Source organism: Thomasclavelia sp. (assembly GCF_047249845.1).
Classification (GTDB): domain Bacteria; phylum Bacillota_I; class Bacilli_A; order Erysipelotrichales; family Coprobacillaceae; genus Thomasclavelia.
The window spans coordinates 1-19,673 of the sequence record NZ_JBKTWO010000051.1 but is presented as its reverse complement, the minus strand read 5'-3'; the positions used below and the strand labels follow the sequence as shown (position 1 = coordinate 19,673).

Below are 19,673 nucleotides of genomic sequence, written 5' to 3'. Positions count from 1 at the left end.
GAATGCTTTTACTAACTCTGTATATACTTCGTCTACTTCACCTTGCATTGCATTTACATTACCTAGTACTTCATTTACACCTGGTAACACTGCTTGAAGCGCATTCCATGTTGATTCTGTATAATCATTTGCTGTTAAGTTAGCTATTTCATCCATCATCTTTTGTAATGCAATCTTATCACCTTTATAGAATTCTAACATCTGCATTACTTTAGCTAAACGATCAAATGCATTATTTACTTCTTCTTGACTTGCTTTTGCATTATCATATACAGTTTCAGCATTTTCTAATGCTGCTTTGAATTCATCAGCTACTGCTGGTACTAATTTACCTAACTGTTCTTGTGTTACTTCTTTTGCCATATCAATTGCAATTGATAATGCTACTTTGTTAGCTTCTTCAACTTCTGAATCTATCTCAACTAAACCATTAATAGCATTTTTTAAAGCTTCTGTTGCATTAGCAATTTCTGCTTCTGTCGCATCTTCTTTATCAAGTACATCATTAGCAACATTTAAAGCATCACTAAATACTTGCCAGCTTTCTGCAGTATAATCTTCAGCTTCATAATTTCCTGCTAAATTAATTGCTTTTCTTAAGTCACCTTTACTATCTACTTGACGAACAGTGAATTCAGCGGCTGATGCAAATTGACGTGAAGAATCACTAGTTCCAGCTAATGCTACAAATCTAACATAGCGAGCTTTAACAGCACCAAAAGTAATTTTCTTTAATGAAGAATCACCAGCTAAATTTCCTTCAGAAACTTTTGTAAATTCATCAGCTTCATTTTCCTTTACATATAATTCATATTTAGTTATATGCCCGTTACTTCCTGATTGTCTTGGTAAATAATCAAATTGATTAATATTATATACTTTATTCATATCAATATCTACAGTTGCCGGTAATGCTTGATATGGTGTGTAATTAGAATGCCAGAATGTACTTGGATCATTATCAAACGCTAATGATATAGGTCCTTCAGATCCTGCTAATGGATTTTCATTATCACTAGTAACAGTAAATTCTTGACTATCAATAGCTGTATAATCTTTAACATCTTCACTTCCTGTAGTTGAGATAACTAAATTATCTATTACCCCTTTAAATGAACTTGTTGTACTTCCAATTCTTTCTAATGGTAATACCATCGTTGCATACTTACCACCAGTAGCACCTTTGCCTAATGTATCAACTAGACTACCATCAACATATAATTCTGCCTTATTTTGATACCCTTTAATTTCTAATTTTACCCATGTATCTTTTGGCAATGTATAATTAAATGAATAATCATAACCTATTCTTGAGAATCCTACTTTACCAGTATCTTTTTGTGCCAATTTAACTGCACCTTTATCTGATTCAAATAAAATTTGTTCACCTTGTGCATCTGGATCCATTTTTACCCAGAAAGAAGCACTATTAGTAGGCCCCATATTTTCAATTGGTGTTTCAATATAACTTTCTCCACCATTTAACTGTAACCCTTTAGAGAATTTACCACTTACAGTGGCTACATTTTTCTTAACAACTGCATTATATCCATTACCAGATTTATCAGTAATATCTTCTTTATTAAAATCATAATTAATAACTGTATCACTTACAGATTTAACTTTATCAAGAGGATTAGAACCTGGAGCTTCTTCTAGTTCCTCACTTACTTTTACCAATTCATTATAAGTTAGATCTTCACCATCACCCCATAATTTAGAAGACATAGATGGTAATGAAGAGGCAAAACGATCATATACATCATATTCACTTATACCATTTGCTTTTTTATCAACCATATCATTCCAAATTGCATATGATGATCCTAACATTTGCTCATCTCCAGCAGGAATAACTGTACCACCCATAGAGTTTGGCTGCCAGTTATTATAAATATTTTGATTATTTAAATAATCATTATAATATCCTGCACCAGGAACCATATATAAAGTTCCATCAACCATATTGATCAAATCATATCCTTGTTTATACATTGCATTAGGATTAGCCCAGCCAGTATTCCAAATATTCATTTGAACATTTTCAGATCTAACTGGTGTACTACCATTTCGAGCAGATAAACTTCCCCACAAACGAACTGTACGACCTGTATCTTGAATAAATCCTAACATGTCATCTGTATATTTACGGAAATTCTCTGCATATTTACCATCATATTCATCAGTACCAACATTGATCACAGTATCTTGATCGAATACAGGGTCATCACCAGTCATATATTCATTAAAAATTGATTGTGTAAAAGCTAAACTTTCATCATACATTGTATCTAAATCTAAATGATCCCAATGACGTGCTACTGATGTATCCTTCATTGCTAGATCAGGACGAACTTTAGTAAGCGCTAATGAATGAGCAGGTGTATCAAATTCAGGAACAATATTAACTCCCATATCTCTTGATTCTTTAATAAAACTGCGGAATTCATCTTTAGTATAGAATTTATCTGTACTTGTTAAATCAGCTTGATTTAAACCATTGTTCCCACCTTTTTTAATATCAGATTCTAATCTGAATCCTGAATATGCGTTTAAAGCATCATTACCATAATCCTCAACCCAAATATAGTTATCATTTAAATGGATTTGGAAATCATTCATTTTATAATAAGCCATATTTTTAGCTATATCCTTTAATATATCTAAACTAAAAGGCATTCTTCCTACGTCTAACATGAAACCACGTAACTCATATTTTGGATAATCACGAGTTTGCCCTTGAGGAATACTATTACTATTTTGTTTTAAAATTTGTAAAATTGACTGTATTGACCAAAATGCTCCTGTTTTATCTACTGCTTCAACTTTAACAATATCATCAACAGTCATTAAATATCCTTCTTCTTTTAATCCAGCATCATTGCTTCCTAAAGTAAAATAGAAATCATGAGCAGCTGGTACATTACTATAAACAACTTCAATTTCATTACCTGTTAAATTTTGATAATCAGACTTAAACGTTTTAGCTAAATAGTCTAAATCATCCTTATATTGTGGATTAATTACAATTTTTGATTTATCACTTATTTCAAATTTACCTTCTGTACCTACCCACTCAGCCAATTCTGGTACTACCTTTGGTTTTTCATTAATACTTTCTTCAGGTGAATGTTTACCAGGAACAGTTACTTGATAAGCATTAGTTGTTTTTTCTTGATCACCTTTTTTGATTTTATAGTTTACACTAACAGTTGTATCTACAATTGGTTGATGAATCGTTAAGTCACGATCTAAAATTTGTTCATAATCAGCACCAACAAATTCAATTTCAAAACCGTCAGGTACTTCTGGCATTGCCATCTTAGTATCTCCTTTAGCAATTGCTGGAATTACTAGATTAGCAATAACGCTATCAATTGTTTGTTCTGGTTCAACATCTACTTGTTGTTTAACTGAATATACTTCAAACTCATGTAAAGAAACAGTATCCCAAGATACAGTTTTACCATCACGATCTGGCGCTGCGTCAATAAAATCTGTTATCAAAACTCTAATATAACGTGTATTAATAGTATTATCAAAGTTAATAACATCATCAAATTTAGTAGGTGCACTAGTTAAAACTTTTACATCTTCCCAATTAGTTCCATCATTAGAAGATTGAATCTTGTAATTAGTTGCATTACAACGTTCCCACTTTAATGTTACAGATGCTAAATCTTTAGCACTTCCAAAATCTAGACTTACCCATTTATCATTGTGACCACGTGTACTTGCCCAACGAGTAGCCATATCTTCATCTTTAACATTATTAGCATTTAAACCAGAAGTTTCATTTCCACTTGAAGCAGCAGTTGCATCTAAAGCTAAATTTTCATGAGTTTCTTCACCTAAGATTTCAAATTCATATAAAGATACAGATGCCCAGTTAATATCTCCTCCATCATATTTATCTACTGTTAATTTTACATATCGTGCCAAGACACTACTTTCTAATGAAATTTCTGTAGTTAAACTTGGGATATTTGTATCATCTGGTTTTGTATATACAGTTGTATAATTTTCACCATCATTAGAAACAGCAATATTAAATCCCTTAATATTTGTTCGTTCCCATTCAATCTTAAATTCACTAAATGATTTTTCAGAACCTAAATCAACTGTTAAAATCTTTGGTGTTGTTCCAACATTAGTTGACCAGCGAGATTGATCAGGCTTTGCTGCATCTCTGTTCACTATCCCATCGATTGCTTTATCGGCACCCCAATAATTTGTTTCTGAATCATTTACTGTAGCACTACCTTGCAATGCATGATTTACTTTAGTTGTAATACTCGCAGGAGCAACTGGATTATTTGCAAAAACCATTATTCCTGGTACTAATGTACTTACTGACATAGATGCTGTCAGTGCCGATACTAAAACTTTCTTTTTCAAATTTTTCTGCATTCTCTTTCTCCTTTCAACAGTTACTAAAAATAAAAGACCAAATACCAAAGCATACTAAAAATACGCTCAGTATCTGGTCTTGCCTACTTAAAGTAACAATCCATTATAAATTCATTATATCATTTAATTCATCTTTTTCAATATTATTGATCAGATTTTACATAATTTAAACATTTAAAATTATATTAAATATTAATAGCAAATACTTTTCCTTGATATGAAATTCTTATCATTTTAGCATCATTTACTACATTATCAGGCATTTCAAAAACAAAATGGATCATAGCACTTTGATTAGTCGCAATTGTTGTCGAACTACCAGCGGCTAAATCATTACGAGCTTCATTTTCAAAGAAAATACTAGCTGGATATTCATCATCATTTTTATCAATCAATTTAGCAACTACTACATTATTAGCACTTAAATCACCTGTTGAAATATTTTTAATCATTGTAGTTAAAACTACAAAACTATTGGTGTCAGCTTTTACTTTATAATAAGTATATAATCCTTCTGGATTAGCAGGAGTTAATTCCTTAGTAATATTTGCTGCTTGTAATGTTATTTCACTACGATTTTCAATAGTAATAACTTCATTTATATTTTTAACTTCATAATTTTTCTTTATGTCATCTAACTTAAACTTAACATTTGCTTCCTGAGGATTTTCTTTATCATTAGTTGTAATCTTAAATTCAATATCCTTTTTTACTTTTTTAGGACTAACTTCCGCATAAAAATGTACTTTACTTGTACCCTCACTTTGAATAGTACCATTTTGTTTTAGTGAGCTACCATCTTCACTTAACGTTGCAATTGATGCAGCATATTCATCTTCTCCAATTATAAATGATGCCGCCAATGTTTTTTTAATATCTAGATCAGACTTTTTTAAATTTTTCATATTTATTACTAAATCTAACAAAACATTTGTATCTTTTTGTGGTTTGTAATAAGTATAAACTGTTCCAATTGTATCTGGTGTTATTTGTTTAGGAGTCCCAATACTTTCTATATTATAAGACACTAGTTTTTCAAACTTATTTTCTTTTTCAAAACTTATTTTTAAAGGCTCTTTTTCCTTTTCTGTACTACAAGCAGTTATAGTAAAAACAATAAAAAAAGCTAATAATAACTTTATGATTTTTTTCATCTTAATCTCCTTTTTATATTTATTTAATTTTATAGTCCTACTTTATATTATACAATAAATCACATAAAAATAAATAAATATAACAAGATTTGAAACTTACTTGAAAAATACAATACATTAGTATATATTTTAAATAGATAGAAATAAAATATCATTTAAAAGAAGTATTTGGATAAAATTAAGCTAAGAAATATAATCAATATAATATAAGATGCGTAGAAGAGATAAAATTTTAAAATTATCCAAATATTTCAATATTAAAAGAATTGTGGCAGAGTAAACCACAATTCTTTTTTATATTTCAACTATTTTAGTTTTGACCTGATTGCAGAAATATTGATCATGTTCTACAAATAAGATAGTTGGTTTAAATTCTAAAAGTAAATCTTGAATTTGTATTCTTGAAAAAATATCAAGATAATTTAACGGTTCATCTAATATATATAAATGCGCTTTCTGGGCTAAACAACCAGCTAACATTACTTTCTTTTTCTGACCCTTACTATAAGTTACCATATTTTGTAGAAATAATTCTCTAGAAAAATCTAATTTTCGTAAAATAGCTTTAAACAAACTAATATCTAGATTAAAATCTCGTGCATAATCATCTAAAGACCCCGATAAAGAACTATCATCTTGATGAAGATAAGCAATTTTCATATTTGTTCCTAAATAAATTTTACCCTCATAACTAATATTTTCATTCATAATCAATTTTATAATGCTAGTTTTCCCTGAACCATTTTTACCCACCAAATTTATACGTTCTCCTTCATTTATATCAAAACTAATATTTTTAAAAACAACTTTATCACCATAAGTTATTTTAATATTTTCTAAACGACACAAACATTTTTTTGGATATTTTAATGGTGATAGTTTTAATTTTTCTATTATTTCAACATTTTTTAATAACTTTCTTTTTTCCTCAATTGCCCTTATTTGCCGTCGTTCAACATTTTTAGAACGTTTCATCATTTTAGCCGCTTTATGGCCTATATATCCTTTATCAGGTTTCAATCCAGAAACCTTAACATTTTTACTGGCTTCAACTTTATTTGACCAGTCCTCATTTTGTTTAGCTGCATATTTGAGTCTATTTATATCTTTTTTTAATTGATTATTTTTCTGTAACTCTAATTGATCTTGATTATTCTTAAGTTCATACCATAATGAGAAATCCCCCTTGATAAGTTCAATATTATTACGATTAATCGCTAGAACATGATCTATACAGTTATCTAAAAAATCACGATCATGACTTACTAAAATAAAGCTTTTCTTTTTTCTTAAATAATTACTTAAAATTTTTCTACCATGATAATCTAAATGATTAGTTGGTTCATCAATTAAAATAAGATCATGAGGTTTTAAAAACAATATTGCTAATAATACCTTTGTCTGCTCACCCTTTGATAAAGTATTAAAATCTTGTTGTAAAACTGTTGTTTTTACTTCTAATAATGATAATTCTCTTTCTAACTGCCATAATTCAAATTCATCTAAAAGATCATTGATAATTTCAAGAGTTTTTTTCTCATTATTTTTAATTTCATATGGAAAATAATCAAAAACATAATTAGGTGTAATAAATCCTTGATATTCATATTTACCTATAAATAACTTTAATAAAGTAGTTTTACCTTTTCCATTTCTTCCAATTAATCCCAATTTCCAATTAGTATCAATTTGAAAACTAATATTATCAAAAACATTCTCAATCTGATTATCATAACCAAATGATAAATTTTTAACTTCCAATAAACCCATCTAATATTCTCCTCCAATCAATATAAAAAGCTACAAGAAAACATATACTTGTAGCTAAAAAGAACATTAGAAATATTAATGTTTGTCAGGATACATTTTCTTGCGCACAAAAACAGCATTAAATCACTGTTATTTAAATTTTAGCAAGAAAATTTATACATCCTTCCACCCCACTTCTTTTATATCATATCAAATTTATAAATTTTTTCAACTATCTATTATATTTATTTTCAATCATATCAATAAATACTTCTAATGAATTAACTTTATCATTAAAATGGTATAACGCTAAAATATCCTTTTCATTAAATCCTGCTTTAACCCAACGATATAATAAATCTCGTTTATATGGTTTTAGTTTACTTAAATTTAAATGATGCTTTTTTACAAGTTTTTTAGTAGCTGTAATCATTTCATCATATTCATCAATAATACAGTCCTGTCCATAGTTTCTAGCCATATACTCAACATAACCTAAAAAAATTTTCTTAAATTCCTCTCCGTCAATATTTTTTATATATTCTTTTAAACATACTAGCAATAGATCAATATCCTCTTCTAACACATAATCACCTATTAGATTATTACCAAAAAAGCATCTTTTTATTTAAGATGCTTAAATAATTATTTATTATATCAAACCTATAAAGAATTTTCTCAGCAAAATTATAGATTTGATAAATTATATTAAATTAATAATATTCTTTAATCACTGAAATAATTAATACTTTGTTAAATTTAATTCTTTAGCTAAAGCCAATTAATTTTTACACAACTATTTAATTTTACAAAAACACTCATAAATTAATCTTTTTTAACAAATGATAATAATTAACTATACATTCTCTTTTTTTTCAAACAAAGCATTGATTAATTTAAAAGCTCCTGAGAAATCATTAGTTGCAAATATTCGAGTAGGAATAGTAAAAATTTTTTTATCATTTAAATGACGTTTTGCTTGCGGCAATAGATATCCAACCTGTGGAGCTAATATTATAACATCGTATTTATCCGCAATTTCATATAACTTTGTATAACCTGTTGCTGATATTTTATAAGGAAAGTTTTCAAGCAAAGCCAATTCTGACATTTTACTAGCAAATAGAGTTGTTGTTAAACCTCCACTGCAACAAAGCAAAACATTAATTTGAGATTTATTGTTTGCTTTAATAGCACAATTTACCATCTCTTTAAATAATTCAATTGCATGATTAAAATGGGTCAATTGAAAATGTAAATAAAAAATGTTTTTGTTTGTTTTAAGATCAGTTAATTCTTCTTCAAATATACCATTACCATAATAAATAATCTTTCCCTTTACATAATTATTTTTTATAATAACAGTTTCCTCTTTTTCATCTTCAAATTCAATCTGTAAATTATATTTTTCACCCTGAATTACAACCCATTTAAGATAAAATATGGCATTAACTTCTTGATAAAACTCATCCACATCTACTCCTCCCCTATACTTTTAACAAGTATTGATATAAATATTATAATATATTTTATATATGTATACAATGATACAAACTGAGTAAGTAAAATCTATTCAATATCTAAATTTATTTACTAATATAAACATAAAATTCATTTAAAATTATCTTTGTTATCCCATCTTTTAATCAAATATCTTTTATTATCTTCAAAACCTAATTTATAATATAACGATATTGCTTCATCAGAAGAATTTAAACATACCATCCCACATTTATCTTTTGCTATATCCAATAATTCATTGATAATCCTTGTTGCAATTCCCCGATTACGATATTTATCTACTACCCAAACATTTGTTAATTGTCCCATAACACCAGATGGATTTTCATTTGATGGCATTATTAGATATAAATATAATGTTCCAGATGCAACTAATAATTCATCTTTAAATCCTAATAATGTAAAACAGGTATTATTTATGATACCGGTTTGATAAAAATCTCGAATCTTACTAATCATCTGTAGTGATATCGTTAAATCAGAAAACATTTCTAAATCACGAATTCGTAATTCTACTAAGAATTCTAAATCATCTAAATTTGCCCAACGAAAATTTAGCATCTTTATCACTCGCTTTCACTATTAAACATTATAACATGAAATATTTTCTTATGATATGTTTTATAATATACTAAAAATTTCTTCCAAATTATTATTTTACAACTATCATAATTTAAAGTATACATAAATTTAATTAACAAGTATTATTTTACAAAAAAAATCAGCTATCTGCTGATTTTATTCCTGGGCATTAGAAGCATCAGGATATTCATTATCATATTCTACAATATGATTTTCATAATCAATTTCATCTTGATCTTTTAGTTCTTTACGTTTCACTAGTTATCACCCAATTCTAGTATATCCCATTATAAGATAATTAAATCAACTAAATAAGTACTCAAATTAGCAAGAACCGCTCCTAACATTAAAACTCCTACTACAATCGTAAACATTCCTTTACTAGTCAAATTAAAATCTTTATACTTCATAATCATTCCCTCCATCAATAAGTATCTATAAATTCATCTTTTTAACTATTATTTTTAATAAGTATCTTTTTAAGACACTTATAATATATATCTTTCACCATTATTTGTCAATAAAAAGTATCTTTTTAAGATACTTTTTTAAAAAATAATTGCAATAATGGTCTATTAATAGTAAAATCAAGATACAAGGAGTGAATTAAATGACAGGTGAGAGAATTAAAAAATTACGTAAAGAAAAAGGCTTAACCCAAGAACAGTTAGGTAAATTATTAGGAGTCAAAAAATCAGCTATTGCTAAATATGAAAATAATCGGGTTGAAAACTTAAAAAAAGAAACGATTCAAAAATTATCCGATATATTCGAGGTCCCTGCTTCATACTTTTTAGGAATTGAAGAAAATCAACCTATAATAGCTAATTCAATAACTATACCTTTATATAACGATATCAGTTGTGGTACCGGAATATTTGTTGATGATAATATCGATGAATATATTTCATTACCAGAATCGTTATTATCATTAAATAAAGAATATTTCTGCCAGTATGCAAATGGTGATAGTATGATTGGTGAAAATATAAATCCTGGTGATTTAATTGTTTTTGAAAAGTGCAATCATATTAGAAATGGTGAAATTGGTTGTTTTACACTTGATGATAATGTTGCAACATGCAAAAAGTTTTATTTAGATAGTACTAATCAATGTATAATTCTACAACCTGCCAATCCTGATTATAATCCTTTAGTAATTAATAATGATAATCAAATAGGATTTCGAGTAATAGGTAAATTAAGTTTAGTGATTAATAAACGATAAACTAGAAATATTCTAGTTTTTTTATTATCATATAAAAAAGCCTAATAAATAGGCTAAATTTTTAAAATTTCTTTAATTTTACGAAGTACTCCCTGTTCATCGTTAGTATCAGCAATACCATAGGCAATATCTTTAATTGAATCAACAGCATTAGCCATTGCATAACTGTACTTTACTTGTTGTAACAATTCATAATCATTCATTTGATCTCCAAATGCTACACATTCATCAGGACTTATTTTATATAAAGTTTGTAAAAAATTCATTGCTATACCTTTATTGATATCTTTATTTTGGATATCCATCCAAGTATTACCAGAAGTAACAACTTTAATATTTGCTGGTAATTGCTTTTTTACTTCTGCTAATGCTTCATCAAGTTTTTCATTTGGATCATATACCGCTACTTTCATAATATCATCATTAATATTATCAAACGATTCCACAAAACGATAATTACAATAATATTTTTTTATTTCTTCTTTATATATACGATCTTTGTTTAATATATAAGCTCCCTTACGTCCACATAAAACAACCAATAAATTATTATATGTAATTAAAATTTCCTTTATTTTTTCAACATCAGCAATATCAATTGTATTACAGTATAATTCTGTTGCTCCTTTAGCAATAAAACTACCGTTTTCTGCTATAAAATACATTTGTTCACTTAAAGGTATGAATTTTTGAAATAAGCGATAATATTGGTTACCACTAGCAACAACAAATTTTATATCTTTTTCTTTTAACTTATAAAAAATATCAATGAACTCTGGATCAAAACGTTTTTCTGAATCTAAAAATGTTCCATCCATATCTGTAGCAATCATTTTTATCATGACAAATTCCCCCTTATTGCTTGTAGTATAGCATATATCCGTTAATCAAGAAAGGCTTATACTAAATAAAAGGACATCTCTGTCCTTTTATTTAGTAATTTTATAAGGCCAATCTATTATCCCGCCAAAATCTCTAACATTTGTATAACCTAAATCTAATAATTTGTTTGCAGCTTGACTACTACGATTTCCACTACGACAATAGACTAAGATTTCTTGTTCTTTATCAGGTAGTAAATTCTCTGCCTGACTAGATATAACTTCATTTGGTATACATACCGCACCCTCTATATGACCAGTTTGATACTCATCTTCTCTTCTAACATCAAGAATAATAATATCGCTTTTATTATCAATAATTTCTTTAGCTTCTTTAGCAGAAATTTTTACATATTGAACATTTGATTCATGACCCTTTTTAAAAATAAATATCCCAATACTAATAATTATAATAATCGCTAAGATAATAATCATCCTCTTATTTTTCAACATCTAATTCATTTAACATCTGTTTTGGATTTTCAGCTGCTTTTACCTTTCCAAAAGCTTTTTCAATCATACCATCTTCATTAATTAAATATGTACTTCTAACTACACCCATAACTTTTTTACCATACATATTTTTTTCTTTCCAAACATCATAGCTTTTAATTACTTCTAATTCAGGGTCAGATAAAAGAATAAAAGGTAACTGGTATTTTTGCTCAAAACGCTTATGAGAAGCAACACTATCTTTGCTGATTCCAATTATTTTAGCATTAAGTTCAGTAAAATGTGGATATAGCTCACCAAAAGCACATGCTTGTTTTGTACAGCCTGGGGTATTATCTTTTGGATAAAAATATAAGATGACTTTTTTTCCTTTAAAATCACTTAATGATATGGTTTTACCATCTTGATTTAAAAGTGTAAAATCAGGAGCTTTAGTTCCAATTTCTAACAATCTTAATCCCTCCTTTAACTATTATAATCATAGCTATTATTAAAAACAAATGCAATCTTTATGCAATAAAAATATAATTAGTTTTCACTTGCTCTTTTTTTCAATGTTTCAAATCGTCGATCTACTTCTTCTTGAGCTAATTGAACTATATCCTTATACTGTGGCTTACATAAATGTTTAGTTCGTTGCATCATTTCAAACCAATCAATTATCGGAATTTTCTTATTTGTTTTTTGTGGATCATAAGTTATCTTATATTTGCCATTTTCAATTTCATATAATGGAAAATAACAAGAATTAACACCAGCCTCAATTACTTTCTTTTCAAGATTTGGCTGATCCCCCCAATTCAACGGACAAGCCGATAATGTACGTAAATAAGCTAATCCAAACTCTTTAGCATAAGCTTTTGCTTTGACTGCTTTTCTAACAAAATCAACGGGATTAGATTCTGCTACAGTAGCTACATAAGGGATATTAGTTGCCGCCATAATAGCCGCTGTATCTTTATTAAAGAATGTTTTTCCAAATTGTTCCTTACCTAAATGACTAGTTGAACTTTTAGCCCCAAGCGGAGTTGAATATGATAATTGATACCCAGTATTCATATAACCACCATTATCATATTCAAAAATAATCATATGATGGTTTCTTAATGCAGCGCCTAGAGCGCTACCCATACCAATATCCATTCCTCCATCACCACTAACCATAATAAAAGTAATTTCACCTTCTGGATATTCATGACGTTTCACTTTTTGATTAAAAGCTTCAACTATACCTGATAATGTTGCAGCTCCATTTTGGAATAGATTATGAACATAAGGAACTTTAAAAGATGTCTTTGGATATGAAGTAGTAACAACCATTCCACATCCAGTTTGAAATAATAATACCACATTACCACTAATAGCACTTAAAAGAAGATTAACATTTACTGGTATTCCACAACCTGGACAAGCTCCATGCCCTGGTGCTAAACGCTGTGGCATTTTAGTAATTTGGTTTAAAGTAAATGGTTTAACCTCCATCTGCTGTTTTTCTTTATCATAAACACATTTAAAATCACTTGGAGTATTTTTAATTGGTTCAAAGTATTGGATATTAGAATTATCCTTTTTACCTGGATAAATATGTAGATAATCAAACAATTTAACATTTTCCTGATATCCTAATAACAATAACTCTTTAGCATCATTTTTATAAAAATCTCGACCACCTAAACCATATATCCTAGTAATAACTTTAGTATTAATTCCTGCACTTTGCATAGCAGCTTTAATTTCTAAAGACATATTACCACCATTGGCTCCATAACTATCTTGACGATCACATATAATTAATGTTTTAGCAGATTTAATAAATTTAATTATTTCTTCACTTGGAAATGGTCTTAAAATATTTATCGTTATAATTCCCACTTTTTTACCTTCTGTGCGTAATTCATCAACTGCTTGTTTAGCACTACTATACCCAGAACCCAAAACAAACATTAATACATCACTATCTTCGTAACAATAACCTTCAACATATTGATAATTACGATTAGATATAGTCTCATATTCCCTAAAAACCTGGTCTATTACACTACGTGCATCTTCCATAGCTAAATGGAGCTGATATTTATTGTTCATAAGATCAGGCTCATTCATATATGATCCAATTGTAATAGGATGTTCAAAATCTAAAATTTGATATTCTGGATGATATTCTCCAATAAAATCCTGAACTACCTGATCATCTTCAAAAATATAACATTTATTTTTTTGATGACTTGTAAAAAAGCCATCAAAAGCAACTACCACTGGTAATTTTACCGTTTCAGCAATTTTCAAAGCACAAATATTCATATCGTAAACAGCTTGCGGCGTATGTGCAAACAAAATTATCCATCCTGTATTTAACATATACATAATATCACTATGATCACCCTTTATTGATAAGGGACCTGATACAGTTCGACAAGCAACATTCATCACCATTGGAAAACGTGTTCCTGATTGAACAGGAAATTGCTCTAACGCATACAATAACCCATTAGCACTAGTAGCATTAAATACTCGAGCTCCTGTTACACTTGCTCCATAACAAATACCAGCAGCACTATGCTCACCTTCACCAGCTATTAAAGCAATATCATGTTCCCCTTTAGCCTTCATCAAATCAAGATTTTCAGCAATCTGAGTAGATGGAGTAATTGGATAATAACCCATTACATGATAATTAATTTGTTTAGCTGCATAAGCTGCTAATTCATTACCGCTTTCAAATACAATTTTTTGTTTAACCATCATTTTCCACCTCCGTTATTTTTTCTTCATCTAAATATGATTCACTAGTTACCCATGAATTAGCCCCAACATCTTCATAATCAAAATGTTCAACGATCAAATCTTTATTGCGAACAAACCATTTTAAACTTTTATGTTCACGTTCTATTCCACTTACTAATGCCTGAGTTGGACAAATCTCAACACATCTTAGACACCCTTTACAATGATGATAATCTAATCCTTTATTTACCATCATTTCACGTCCTTTATAAACACCAGGCTCAAATTGGAAAACCATATCTGGGCATGTAATGTAACATTGTGCACATTGAATACATTTTTCCTGAATAAATAACGGAATATACCCTTCACGTGAAGCACTTAAATCATTTGATACTGTACTTCCAAATTGAGGATTTATTCCACCAAGTGGAGCATTTTGATATCCCCATTGATTTTCTATTTCCTGATATGGAATAAATGGGTATTTACCATCATTATCAAAAAATTTACTAACAGTATTATTATATCCTGCAATTACTCCCTCTTTATTCACTTCCAACAACTGTGGATATTTATTACCAAGTGTATCCTCAACTAATTTTAAAACTGTATCTAAAGGAATAAAGCCACTTGCTTTAGCTAAAGCCCCTAACATGATCATATTGATCTTACACTTTATTTTCATTGATAGTTGCAAAGCATCAATACAATAAATCGTTCCACTACATAACTGTAGTTTTTCACGCATCACTTCAGGTTTATCACCACTATTTATAACAATACAACATTTTTCATCAACTCCAGCCGTTACCTGCATTTTTCCAATCATCGCTTCATGAAACAATCCTAATAAATGAGGATTAGTTACAGGCGTATTAACAGTTATCTCCTTATCTTCATTACAATAACGAATATATGCTTTAACTGGTGAACCGCGTTTTTCTGAGCCATAACTTGAAAAACTTGTTGCATTAAGACCTAGATATACAGCTCCTAACTCACCTAATAATTTACCACATAGATTTGCGCCTAACCCACCTACACTTTCTAATCTAATTTCATAATATCCTATTTCATTAGTTATATTTAACTTAACTTTTTCCATATACTACCTCCATATCTATACTTATAATATTTCCTATTTTGTTAACCTCATTCAAAAAAGTCTATCTCTAGACTTAATCTTTAGACTTATTAATTTGAAATAAACACATGATTAAAACCCCAACAATGACTCCTATTTCAAAAACAAAAATATATTTAAATAATTCCATCTATTTACCTCCACAAAAAAACTAAATGATACTATAGTTTACGTCTTATTTAGTCATTTTAGTATGAAAATAAATATTTTTTTAATCTAAAAGATATTTATTGATGAAATCAGCAAATTATTATCACTTTATTTAACATATTATATATCTGCTTTAACCCAATATTTACTTGTATAAAATACGCATTTTTGATATATTTTACTTATAAAAAAAGACTGATGAGGAGTAATATGAAAGAAAGTTATAGTAAAAATTATTTTGAAAAGTATGCTGCTTTAACCTTAAATAAAATATTAAAAATCTCATCTGATTATATCATTCAAGCTGATCGTCCTGATCTACGAATTCCTAAAATCAATTTTGGAATTGAAGTAACCCAGGCTTTAACTCCAGCTGAAGCTATCGCGGATATAAAAAAGCCACTCTATACAAATTTAAAACTAAATCCTTTTGATCATAATCAAAAAGACTTAAAATTTGTAATTAAAAAAATTGATCATGCAATTAAACGAAAAGAAGAAAAAAGCAAGTATTATGATTCTTATATAGAAAATGGTTTATATATTTTTTCCCATTGTCATAATCTATCTGAAAGTATGTTAATTAATTATTTTAATCAAAACATTTATCCTAATCGTTTTTTTCAACATATTTTTATTAATTGTATCGATCATATCTATCATTATTATTGTTTTGATAAAAAAATAATTAAAATAAACTACGATTATCATGAATTAACAAAAATGAATCAAATAGCATTAGAGTTTGAAAAACACTGTAATAAAAAACACCGAAAAATCGAGATATAAAACAGGCCAGAGCATATCAATGCTCCAGCCTGTTTTTAACTATTCAATCGATACTTCCAACCACCTTTAAAAAATCTTCTTGCTAGTAAGAAACATCTAGCCACATTATCTAATACCATCATGATCCATACCGCTTCAATTCCTTGACTGAAAATATTTATCATCAGCCAAGAACCAGTTACACGTATTCCCCACATAGTAAATAATGAAAAAATAAATGGTGCTTTAGTATCTCCCATACCATTAAAAGTTCCTTCTAAAATAACAAGTATGCCATAAATAGGCTCAGAAATCGAAACAATTCTTAGTACTCGTGACCCTAATTTTATTACTTCAGGATCAGGTGTAAAAATGCTCATTAATTGATTAGAAAAAATAAATAAGAGTATGCCACAAACAATCATCAAAGACATTGTAATAGCACTAATCAAATATGTAACTTCCTTAACTTTATGTTCACTTTTTTGTCCCACTGCATTGCCAACCAAAGTAGCAGCTGCTGTTTGAAATCCATATCCTGGAATATAAAATGCCTGTTCTGCCTGAATCGCAATTGTGTGTGCAGCAAACCGAACCACACCTAATTTTGCAATTAAGGAAGCAAATGTAACATGACCTAAACAAATTACACCTCGCTCTAAAACAACCGGGATCCCAATATTTAGACATTCTTTAAACTCTTTTTTATAAAAATGAAAACCACTTTTATAAAATGCAAAGATTTGATTATTATAGTATCTAATAAACATCATTACACCACCAATTACAAAAGAAATTGCAGTAGCAATTGCTGCTCCATTAACCCCTAGACCAGCTCCTGGAATCGTTATTCCAAAAATTTGTCGAGTTGGATAGATCAACGCAAAATTTAAAACAATATTGATTAAATTCATATATAAATTTATTAACATTGGCGTTTTCATATCACTAACTCCCCGCAAAGCAGAAGATATAATTAAAACTGCACTACGAAATAATAATGGTAATGAAATAATCATAAAATATGAGGATGCAGTTGCCCGAATCGCTTTATCACCATTTAGCCATGCTGGTAGATATGGAGAAATTGCTACACAAATAACTGTTAAAACAATTCCTACGATCAATGTCAAAAATAACGCCTGTTGTCCTGTTCTTTGTACCTTATCTTCATCTTTTGCCCCAACAGCCTGAGCACATACTGAAAGAATTCCTATCCCAAAAGCAATAGCAATACTCGACACAAGCCATCCAACAGTCGATGTTAATCCAACTGCTGCAGAAGCACTAGCCCCCAATGCGCCAACCATTGCAGTATCAACATATGAAACAACTACATTCATAGCTTCCTGAACAACTGCTGGCCATGCTAGAAAACAAATTGATTTAATTTGTGATCGATACTTTTTCACCTTTTCACTCCTACCTATATACCATAAATCGTACCTATAATTATACACTTTTTATTGGCTAATAGATAGAATTATATATAATTCTTACTATATTAATTCTAGTATTTTAAGTTTTCCTCCATAATATATTAAGCAATTTTGCTCCACTAATATTACAAAATACTTGAAACTTATTTCAAAATATTAACTAAATCTTTAATATACTCTTGAATAGACTTTGCTTCAACACCCAAAACATGACCCGTACACTTACTAACAGGAATAAAATATTTTTGCGCTTCACTACAACTAATCGCTTGTGCCATAGCTGGTGAAACTTCTCCATACATTGAATTTGCAAAAACAAAACCAATTGGGCCAACAATGAATTGAGCATTTTTAGCATTATAAATTATAGCATTTTCTCCCGTAGCTACAGCATTAGCCCCTGCTTTTTTCATATTACTAGTTGCAATACTATTTGTTCCTACACCAATAATAAAAATATCACTGATTTCTTTTTTTAATGTTTCAATTATACTACGACCAATTCCGCCACCTTGACCATCAATAACTACTATTTCCATTTTTTAACTACCTATCATAACTTTTACTAGTTATGCCTTCCAAATCTAATGTTATACATGATTAGTATACAAACTAAAGTATACTTAAAGTCAAGAGGATTTTACAAAAAATCAATTAAAATAAGTAACAATGTTAAAAATAACACTATTACTTATTTTAGATGGATTATAAGTGCTAGGAGATCTTAATGTTTTAACAAGAATTTCAGCTTGCTCTTTTGTAATCTCAATAGGTTCAATTTGATAATAATAATTACTTGCTGCCTTGATACCATAATTTCCTTTACCTAAATAAGTAATATTTAGATACATTTCCAATATCTCATCTTTAGAATAATCTTTTTCTAACTGGTAAGCAATAATTACTTCAGCAATTTTACGATCAAGACTCTTTTCAAATGTTAAACAAAGATTTTTTGCTAACTGCTGAGTAATTGTGCTGCCCCCTTCTTTAAATGACATTGTTATAAGATTTGTCACTGTCGCCCTAGTTAAACCAATATAATCAATCGGTCCATGGTGATAAAAACGTTTATCTTCACTTTCAATTACTAATTCTTGATAAATTTTAGAAATTTGATCTAATTTAACATAGTCATCTTTACTCCTAAATTCTTCTACCCTAACACTTAAACTTTTATCATTGATAGTATTTTGATACATTTCATATCCTTTATAACTGTAATATCCTAAAAATATCACAATAGCTAATATAACCATAATAATTAAACGTGATATTATTTTTCTCATTTTAACACCCCTATTTATCTTATAGCTTTATCATAGCCTATGTTCAAAAGATCTTCCATTGAATTATATTACAAAACCTTACATTATTGTAATTATTATTTAATTGCAATACCTATAAATGTAAAAAAACGGTTATGAATATTCATAACCGTTTATCATTAACAATCTTCTTTTTTTC

The 19,673-nt window shown here is 28.6% G+C and carries 17 protein-coding genes; 2 read left to right on the top strand and 15 right to left on the bottom strand.

Annotation, left to right across the window (positions count from 1 at the left end; all coding sequences use genetic code 11):
- The 7 genes from ACLR9T_RS11595 to ACLR9T_RS11565 form a co-directional block, all read right to left on the bottom strand.
- A partial coding sequence (locus tag ACLR9T_RS11595) for a discoidin domain-containing protein (protein ID WP_413109682.1) occupies positions 1-4,410 on the bottom strand: 4,410 nt, incomplete at its 3' end.
- A 185-nt stretch (positions 4,411-4,595) separates the two neighbouring features.
- Positions 4,596-5,564 carry a hypothetical protein gene (locus ACLR9T_RS11590; RefSeq protein WP_413109681.1) on the bottom strand — a complete coding sequence of 323 codons (969 nt, stop codon included), beginning with the start codon at positions 5,562-5,564 and terminating at the stop codon, positions 4,596-4,598.
- Positions 5,565-5,858: 294 nt separating this feature from the next.
- Positions 5,859-7,334, bottom strand: coding sequence for a ribosomal protection-like ABC-F family protein (abc-f, locus tag ACLR9T_RS11585; protein ID WP_413109680.1), 1,476 nt, complete (start codon positions 7,332-7,334; stop codon positions 5,859-5,861).
- Positions 7,335-7,545: 211 nt separating this feature from the next.
- On the bottom strand, positions 7,546-7,899 hold the full coding sequence (locus ACLR9T_RS11580; protein WP_413109679.1) for a hypothetical protein: 354 nt from the start codon (positions 7,897-7,899) through the stop codon (positions 7,546-7,548).
- A gap of 270 nt (positions 7,900-8,169) precedes the next feature.
- The gene (locus tag ACLR9T_RS11575) at positions 8,170-8,787 is read right to left on the bottom strand and encodes a PTS sugar transporter subunit IIB (protein ID WP_413109678.1); all 618 of its coding nucleotides are present in this window, start codon (positions 8,785-8,787) and stop codon (positions 8,170-8,172) included.
- 137 nt (positions 8,788-8,924) lie between these two features.
- Positions 8,925-9,395: a GNAT family N-acetyltransferase gene (locus ACLR9T_RS11570; protein ID WP_413109677.1), complete on the bottom strand. Its 471-nt coding sequence runs from the start codon at positions 9,393-9,395 to the stop codon at positions 8,925-8,927.
- A 308-nt stretch (positions 9,396-9,703) separates the two neighbouring features.
- The gene (locus ACLR9T_RS11565) at positions 9,704-9,826 is read right to left on the bottom strand and encodes a hypothetical protein (RefSeq protein WP_413109676.1); all 123 of its coding nucleotides are present in this window, start codon (positions 9,824-9,826) and stop codon (positions 9,704-9,706) included.
- 200 nt (positions 9,827-10,026) lie between these two features.
- Between ACLR9T_RS11565 and ACLR9T_RS11560 the strand changes: the two genes are divergently transcribed.
- On the top strand, positions 10,027-10,644 hold the full coding sequence (locus ACLR9T_RS11560; RefSeq protein WP_413109675.1) for a LexA family protein: 618 nt from the start codon (positions 10,027-10,029) through the stop codon (positions 10,642-10,644).
- 53 nt (positions 10,645-10,697) lie between these two features.
- Here ACLR9T_RS11560 and ACLR9T_RS11555 read toward each other — a convergent pair whose 3' ends face one another.
- From ACLR9T_RS11555 to ACLR9T_RS11535, 5 genes are all read right to left on the bottom strand, one after another.
- A complete protein-coding gene (locus tag ACLR9T_RS11555; RefSeq protein ID WP_413109674.1) occupies positions 10,698-11,486 on the bottom strand; it encodes an HAD family hydrolase in 789 nt (262 codons plus the stop codon).
- 87 nt (positions 11,487-11,573) lie between these two features.
- Positions 11,574-11,978: a rhodanese-like domain-containing protein gene (locus tag ACLR9T_RS11550; RefSeq protein ID WP_413109673.1), complete on the bottom strand. Its 405-nt coding sequence runs from the start codon at positions 11,976-11,978 to the stop codon at positions 11,574-11,576.
- Positions 11,965-12,429, bottom strand: a complete 465-nt coding sequence (gene bcp, locus ACLR9T_RS11545; RefSeq protein WP_413109672.1) for a thioredoxin-dependent thiol peroxidase — start codon at positions 12,427-12,429, stop codon at positions 11,965-11,967. Before bcp ends, ACLR9T_RS11550 begins: the two co-directional genes overlap by 14 nt.
- A 77-nt stretch (positions 12,430-12,506) precedes the next feature.
- A complete protein-coding gene (locus ACLR9T_RS11540) occupies positions 12,507-14,720 on the bottom strand; it encodes a thiamine pyrophosphate-dependent enzyme (protein ID WP_413109671.1) in 2,214 nt (737 codons plus the stop codon).
- Complete coding sequence (locus ACLR9T_RS11535) at positions 14,713-15,810, bottom strand: 2-oxoacid:acceptor oxidoreductase family protein (protein ID WP_413109670.1); 1,098 nt, start codon at positions 15,808-15,810, stop codon at positions 14,713-14,715. The genes ACLR9T_RS11540 and ACLR9T_RS11535 overlap by 8 nt, the downstream gene beginning before the upstream one ends.
- A 399-nt stretch (positions 15,811-16,209) precedes the next feature.
- Here ACLR9T_RS11535 and ACLR9T_RS11530 point away from each other — a divergent pair, with 399 nt between their 5' ends.
- Entirely contained in the window at positions 16,210-16,788 is a 579-nt protein-coding gene (locus tag ACLR9T_RS11530) for a hypothetical protein (protein ID WP_413109669.1), read from the top strand.
- Between the two features lie 35 nt (positions 16,789-16,823).
- Here ACLR9T_RS11530 and ACLR9T_RS11525 read toward each other — a convergent pair whose 3' ends face one another.
- From ACLR9T_RS11525 to ACLR9T_RS11515, 3 genes are all read right to left on the bottom strand, one after another.
- Entirely contained in the window at positions 16,824-18,179 is a 1,356-nt protein-coding gene (locus ACLR9T_RS11525) for an MATE family efflux transporter (protein WP_413109668.1), read from the bottom strand.
- A 170-nt stretch (positions 18,180-18,349) separates the two neighbouring features.
- Positions 18,350-18,745: a DUF3842 family protein gene (locus ACLR9T_RS11520; RefSeq protein ID WP_413109667.1), complete on the bottom strand. Its 396-nt coding sequence runs from the start codon at positions 18,743-18,745 to the stop codon at positions 18,350-18,352.
- Between the two features lie 111 nt (positions 18,746-18,856).
- Entirely contained in the window at positions 18,857-19,495 is a 639-nt protein-coding gene (locus tag ACLR9T_RS11515; RefSeq protein ID WP_413109666.1) for a transglycosylase domain-containing protein, read from the bottom strand.
- Positions 19,496-19,673: the final 178 nt, after the last annotated feature.